The sequence below is a fragment of the uncultured Marinobacter sp. genome, from assembly GCF_963974375.1.
Classification (GTDB): Bacteria; Pseudomonadota; Gammaproteobacteria; order Pseudomonadales; family Oleiphilaceae; genus Marinobacter.
In genome coordinates, this window is the sequence record NZ_CAXBDN010000254.1 from 1 (window position 1) to 6368 (window position 6368).

General features: G+C 60.7%; 5 protein-coding genes. 3 read left to right on the forward strand and 2 right to left on the reverse strand.

Going from position 1 to position 6368, the window contains the following annotated elements:
- The 3 genes from AAC035_RS17315 to AAC035_RS17325 form a co-directional block, all read left to right on the forward strand.
- Positions 1-249 (forward strand): DUF6231 family protein (locus tag AAC035_RS17315; protein WP_339806344.1); only part of this gene is annotated, 249 nt, incomplete at its 5' end.
- Positions 250-418: 169 nt separating this feature from the next.
- On the forward strand, positions 419-2902 hold the full coding sequence (locus AAC035_RS17320; RefSeq protein ID WP_339806345.1) for an ExeM/NucH family extracellular endonuclease: 2484 nt from the start codon (positions 419-421) through the stop codon (positions 2900-2902).
- Positions 2903-3083: 181 nt separating this feature from the next.
- Positions 3084-4889 carry a 5'-nucleotidase C-terminal domain-containing protein gene (locus AAC035_RS17325; protein ID WP_339806346.1) on the forward strand — a complete coding sequence of 602 codons (1806 nt, stop codon included), beginning with the start codon at positions 3084-3086 and terminating at the stop codon, positions 4887-4889.
- Positions 4890-4967: 78 nt separating this feature from the next.
- Here the strand turns inward: AAC035_RS17325 and AAC035_RS17330 are convergent, their stop codons facing one another.
- The gene (locus AAC035_RS17330; RefSeq protein WP_339806347.1) at positions 4968-5939 is read right to left on the reverse strand and encodes a DMT family transporter; all 972 of its coding nucleotides are present in this window, start codon (positions 5937-5939) and stop codon (positions 4968-4970) included.
- Positions 5940-5941: 2 nt separating this feature from the next.
- Positions 5942-6368, reverse strand: a 427-nt coding sequence (locus AAC035_RS17335; protein WP_339806348.1) for an ABC transporter permease subunit, incomplete at its 5' end; no start/stop codon positions are given.

Sequence of the window (6368 nt, forward strand, 5' to 3'; positions counted from 1 at the left end):
CTCCTGCTGGGCCAGTTGCGCAATTACGGCAACCACCAGATCGCCGCCATTATCCGCAACGACAGCGCGCTGACCTTCCAGGATTTCATCGCCCTGGGCTTTGTCCGCCAGACCACCATCGAGCCGGCACCCGACCACCCGGGCTATACCCTGTATACCTATAACATCGACACCTATAACCACAAGCGCACCTGGAACAACCCTCAGTACTGGGCCAACCCGCAGATGTGGGGCAAAGCCTGGTGGTGAGGTACCGGTATCTGTCCAGTCTGGAGACAGCAACGTCATAAAACTCTCATCGGTTCGTCACAGTCTTTGCAGATGCTGACGGTGGTACGACGATAACCTTATGTCGATACCGCCAACGACTCTCAAGATGATTCCAAGGCGCATTCAAGGCGCCCTCAAGGAACGAACCATGATGATGAAACGCGCGTTGCTGGCAACAGCCGTCACGGCAGCCCTCTCCGGGGCCGTTCAGGCTGACCTGCTGTTCAGTGAGTATGTCGAAGGTTCCGGTAACAACAAGGCGCTGGAACTTTATAACCCCACAGATTCCGCCATTAATCTTGCCTCGTGGGAAATTCAGATCTATTTCAATGGCAACACCAATCCCGGGCTGACCATTGACCTGCAGGGCAGCGTCGCTCCGGGCGCCAACTTTGTGTTCGCCAGCAGCCAGGCCGACCCGGCCATTCTTGCGGTGACCGATCAGACCAGTGGCGCCGGGCTGTTCAATGGCGACGACGCCATTACGCTGCTGAACGGTGGCGCCATTGCCGACAGCATCGGCCAGATCGGCTTTGATCCGGGCAGCTACTGGGGCAGCGGCGACATCCGTACCGCCGATCGCACCCTGCGTCGCCGGCCCGGCACCGATGTCGATACCGACCCTTACGACCCCTACGATCCGGCCGCCTATTTCGACGGATTTCCGATCAATACCTTCGATGATCTCGGTGCCCTGAACGGCTCTACCACGCCACCGGAAGAAGAACCGGTTCCCGAACCCGTCGATATGACCTGTGGCGCTCCGGCCACCCTCATTTCTGCAGTGCAGGGATCCACCGATTTCAGCCCGCTGAGCGGCGAGAGCGTGGTGATCGAGGCCATAGTTTCCGCCGTCTTCAACGGCCCCGATCAGCTCGCAGGCTTTTATGTGGAAGAAGAGCTGGCCGATCGCGACAACAACCCGGACACCTCGGAAGGCCTGTTCATCTACGCACCGGGCAGCAGCGCCAGTGAAGGCCAGCGGCTGCGCATCGCCGGTAGTGTCGTGGAGTTCAATGGCCTGACCGAGCTCACCGACCTTGCCGAAATTGCCGACTGCGGCACCGGCCAGTTGCCACCGCCAGTGACCATTTCCCTGCCCTGGGACTCGGCTGCCGCTCCGGAAGCCTCTGAATCCATGCGGGTCCGGTTTGAACAACCGCTGGTGGTCAACGACACCTATGATCTGGGCCGCTTCGGCAGCCTGACCCTGGGCAGTGGTCGCCATTTCATTCCCACCAACGTGGCAGAGCCCGGCGCGGACGCAACGGAATTTGCTGCCATGCAGCAATTGGATCGTATCCTTCTGGATGACGCCAGTAACCGCCAGAACCCACCCATGGTGCCCTACCCGGCGCCGGAGTTGAGTGCCAGCAACACCGTTCGTGCCGGTGATCAGGTGACCGATCTGGTGGCCGTGCTCGACTACCGCTTCAACGAATGGCGCCTGCAACCGGTCGCCAGCCCGTCGTTCATCGCCAGCAACCCGCGCCCGGCAGAGCCGGTTCTCGCCGATCGCGGCAATCTCGTGGTGGCGTCTTTCAATGTACTGAACTACTTCAACGGCGATGGCATGGGCGGTGGTTTCCCTACCCCTCGTGGCGCCAGCAATCCGGAGGAACTGAGTCGTCAGACCGCGAAACTGGTCAGCGCCATCCAGGCCCTGAATGCCGACATCGTCGGACTGATGGAAATCGAGAATGACGGCTATGGCGAATTCAGCGCCATTGCCTCCCTCACGGCGGAACTGGGCCCGGACTGGGGCTATGTGGACCCGGGCCTTGAGCTCCTGGGCAGTGACGCCATCACCGTTGGTTTCATCTATCGTACCGACCGGGTAGAGGTTGTTGGCCCTGCTGCAACCCTGAGCCTGCCACCGTTTGATGACCTCAATCGCCAGCCACTGGCGCAGACCTTTGCGCCACCAGGCATTGATGATGGCGTCACCGTTGCGGTAAACCATTTCAAATCCAAAGGCTGTGGCGGCGCTACCGGTGCCGAGGCGGACCAGAACGATGGCCAGAGTTGCTGGAATCCGACCCGGACCCAGGCGGCCAGTGCCCTTGCCAACTGGCTGGCCGCCGATCCCACCGGAACCGGAGAAAGTGACCTGCTGATCATCGGCGACCTGAACGCCTACGCCAAGGAAGATCCGGTCACTGCCCTGGCACAGGCTGGCTACACCGACCTGCTGGCAAGTCTGGTTGGTGAACAGGCCTACACCTACGTGTTCTTCGGGCAGGCAGGCTATCTTGACCACGCCCTGGCCAACGAGTCGCTGATGCCTAAAGTGACCGATGCTGCGGTCTGGACCATCAACGCGGACGAGCCCCGGGCGCTGGATTACAACCTTGAGTTCAAGACCCCCCAACAGCAGGCTGCGTTCTTCGCCGCAGATGCCTACCGCTCCTCCGACCACGATCCGGTGATCGTCGCTCTGAAGCTGGTGGCCGACATCAGTGGTAATCCTGCTGACCTCGACGGTGATGGCCGGGTAACGGGTCGGGACCTGTCCCGCTTCCTGCTGGCGCTGCTGTTCGGCAAGGCCTCTGCGCCGGACTACGACATCAACGGCGATGGCAACGTCAACTTCAAGGATATGAAGGCACTGATCCGGCAGCTCGGTCGCTGACGGGCTGCAGTCGTTGACGTGTCCTGACTCGTCAGTTCACTGAATGGGAAACACCGGTAGCTCCGGTGTTTCCCGAAACCGACACGATTTCATCACCGAACTGCAATCTTGGCCGCCCATGCTCTTCGGGTAAGCCAACATCTATCGCCTGGCCTCACAGGTTTAACAAAGGAATATGGACATGATTCGTCAATCTGCCTGGATTGTCGTGCCTCTGCTGGCCCTGGCCGGCTGTAACGACAGCAATGACAACGACAATACACCGGAAACCGGTGAGCCACTTACCATCAATATCCTTCACATCAACGATCACCACTCAAACCTTGAAGCCGGCAGCCAGACCCTGAATCTGGCGGGTGCCGACACCGGTTTTACGCTGGGTGGTTTCCCCCGGGTCGTCGCCAAAATCGCCGAGCGCGAGACCGCGCTGGACAACGTGCTGAAGCTCCATGCCGGCGATGCCATTACCGGCACGCTGTACTTCTCCTCCTTTGAGGGTGCAGCAGACGCCGACATGATGAACCTAGTGTGCTTCGACGCCTTTGCCCTGGGCAACCACGAGTTTGACCGTGGCGATGCCGGACTCAAGCTGTTTCTTGATGAACTGGCGGATAGCGACTGCAACACGCCGGTACTGGCCGCTAACGTTGTTCCGGAAATCGGCACCCCGCTGGCGCCAATCGCCGAAGACGACTACATCAAGCCCTACGTGATCCGGGAAATGGAAGGCCAGCAGGTTGGCATCATTGGTATCGACATCGCCAACAAGACCCGGAACAGTTCCAGCCCGCTGAGCACCACCCTCTTCCTGGATGAGCGCGAAACCGCCCAGGCGATGATTGACGAGCTGTCAGAGCAAGGCGTCAACAAGATCATTCTGCTGACCCACTACCAGTACCAGAATGACCTGGCCCTGGCCCGCAGCCTGTCAGGCGTGGACGTGATCATTGGTGGCGACTCCCACTCGTTGCTCGGTGACTTCAACGAGTTTGGTCTGGCCAGTGAGGGTGACTACCCCACTCAGGTCACCAATGCTGACGGCGATACCGCCTGTGTCGCGCAGGCCTGGCATTATTCCCGCGTTGTGGGAGAACTGAATGTGGAATGGGACGCCGAGGGCAATGTGGTGTCCTGCTCCGGTGTACCTCACCTGCTGATCGACGGACCGGTGGTTCGTAACGGAGAAGAAGTGGAAGGCGCCACGCTGCAAACCATCATGGCCGCTGTTGAAGCTGCGCCCCAGCTGAGCTGGACCCAGGAAGACAGTGATGCTGCCACCCTGCTGGGGCAATACACCGGGCAGCTGGACGAATTCCGTAACCGGGTTATCGGCACCGCCACGGAAGACCTGTGCCTGGCCCGGATTCCCGGCGTTCCTTACGCTGATGCAGCCTGTCAGGGCGAAGATCCGGTCCGCGGCGGCGATATCCCCAACATTGTTGCGCAGGCTTTCCTTTACCTGAGCCGTGGCGCAGATGTGGCTATCCAGAATTCCGGCGGTGTCCGCATTGACCTGTTCCAGGGTGAACTGACCATCGGCGATGCCTACACCCTGTTACCGTTTGCCAATACGCTGACCAATCTCGAGATGACCGGGGCCGAAATCATCCAGGTGCTCAACGAGGCGGTGGACTACGCCCACAGCGACAGCTCCGGCGCCTACCCCTACGCCGCAGGCCTGCGCTGGACGGTCGATATGAACCGCAGCGCCGGTGACAGGCTGTATGACGTCGAAGTACGGGATCGGGAAGGCGGCGAATGGCGCGCGCTGGGCAATGAGGAGACCCTCATTGTGGTCAGCAACAGCTTCACCGCAGAAGGCCGCGACGGCTACGTGACCTTTGGCACCGTGTCGGAAGACGGTCGTGCCGAGGATACGTTCCTGGACTACGCCCAGTCCTTTGTGGATTACCTGCTGGAAGTGGGCACCATCAGCAAGCCCAGCGCGGATGAGTACTCCACGCAGTCCTATATCCCCGCCAGCTGAGGCACTGCTTCAGCAAATGATTAAAAGCTGAACCACAGCCTGTTACCAGGGAGGGTAACGGGCTGCGTCAGTCACCCCTCATCGTTTTTGCAACGCCGCCAACCGGCGCCGTTGCGCCAGCGCCTGGCGACGATCCGACAACCCCACCACCAGAATACCGGCAGCGATAAGCAGAAAGCCGAGCGCATCCCACAGACCCGGATACTCCCCCAGAATAAAGATCGCAGAGATCAGTCCCACCGCCGGCACCGCCGCGGAATTCAGCGACAGGCTGACCGCCGGCAATGAGCGAATGGCGCCCACCTGAGCCGCAACGCAGAGGCCAGAGGCAATGGCGCCGCTGAAGAAAATATTCCAGAGAAAATCCGGCTCCCAGCGGATCTGGGACGGGTTTTCCATGATCAGCGCCAGGGGTACCAGAAACACCACCGAAGACAGCAACTGCCAGGGAATCAGGGACAGCACATCACCGTGCCATTTATGCAGGCGTACGTGCACCAGCCCCGCCGTCCACACCAGGGTGGCACCCACAATCAGCAAACCGCCGGTGACCACGCCGGGCTCCTGCCAGCTGATAGCCAGGGGATTGAAGATGGCCATCAGCCCCGCCAGCCCCAGGCCGGTACCAATGGCCCGTGGCAGGGTAAAACGCTCACCCAGAAACAGCGCCGCCGCCGGCACCACCCAGATAGGCGAAGTGTAGGCCAGAATCGCCGCCCGGCCCGCCGGCATGTACTGCATACCCACGGTCACCAGGGTGATAAACGCCATGTTCTGCAGCAGTCCCACCGAGAACACCACCGGCACATCCGAACGGTGTGGAAACTTCAGAATGCCCATGGCCCGGGCGATCAAAAACATGGTGAGGGTGCCCAGAATCATCCGCAGGGTGGTGTACAGCAGCGGCGGGCTGTATTCCAGCCCGATTTTCAGGATCGGAAAGTTGATTCCCCAGGCCAACGCCGTGAAGGCCAGCAGCAGATAGCCGCTGCGCCAGGCGTACTGAGGTGCAGCGACGGCGGTTATGGCACCCGTCCGGGGTTGGGACATGGTCAGTGCTCTACCTTCAACGCGCTCTCATGCCAGTTGCGCAGCACCCGGTCGGACATCCACACCATCAGGGCAAACAGGGCGATACCGGTCAGGGTGATCAGCAGCAGGGCCGCAAACATACGGGGAATCTGCAGGTTGTAGCCCGACTGCAGAATCAGGTATGCCAGCCCCGCCTTGGTGCCACCGGTGCCCGCCACGAACTCCGCCACCACGGCGCCAATCAGCGCCAGCCCGGAGCTGATCCTCAGGCCGCCGAAAAAGTACGGCAAGGCGCTGGGAATGCGCAACCGCACCAGTTCCTGCCAGCGGCTGGTGCGATACATGCGGAACATGCTCAGCAGGTTCGGATCCACGCTGCGCAGGCCCAGGGTGGTGTTGGAAATGATCGGGAAAATAGCGATGATCATCGCACAGATCACCAGCGCC

What these genes read in the sequence shown, in the direction of transcription:
- AAC035_RS17330 (WP_339806347.1), bottom strand. Translation starts at nt 5,939, where the DNA reads ATGTCCCAACCCCGGACGGGTGCCATAACCGCCGTCGCTGCACCTCAG.
- AAC035_RS17320 (WP_339806345.1), top strand. Translation starts at nt 419, where the DNA reads ATGATGATGAAACGCGCGTTGCTGGCAACAGCCGTCACGGCAGCCCTC.
- AAC035_RS17325 (WP_339806346.1), top strand. Translation starts at nt 3,084, where the DNA reads ATGATTCGTCAATCTGCCTGGATTGTCGTGCCTCTGCTGGCCCTGGCC.